Here is a 251-nt window from a genome sequence, read left to right as displayed (position 1 = left end):
AGCCTGACCGCCCTGCGCGTCGCCGAACTGGCCAGCCAGGCGGGGATCCCCGCCGGGGTGTTCAACGTGGTCCCCGGCGGCGGCCGCGAGGCCGGCGACCCGCTGGGCCGCCCCCCGGACGTGGCGATGGTCAGCTTCACCGGCTCCACCGCGACCGGCCGCCTGTTCCTCAAGTACGCCGCCGAGTCCAACCTCAAGCGGGTGGTACTGGAGTGCGGCGGCAAGAACCCGGCGGTGGTGATGAACGATGT

The 251-nt window shown here is 72.9% G+C and carries 1 protein-coding gene; it reads left to right on the top strand.

Annotation, left to right across the window (positions count from 1 at the left end; genetic code table 11):
• On the top strand, nt 1-251 hold a 251-nt coding region (locus tag ACLJNW_RS27120; RefSeq protein WP_410961651.1), incomplete at both ends, for an aldehyde dehydrogenase family protein.

The sequence above is a fragment of the Salmonella sp. SAL4457 genome (assembly GCF_046548235.1).
GTDB lineage: Bacteria > Pseudomonadota > Gammaproteobacteria > Enterobacterales > Enterobacteriaceae > Salmonella > Salmonella enterica.
Note: the sequence above shows the minus strand (reverse complement) of the source record. Positions and strands in the feature narration are given on the sequence as shown.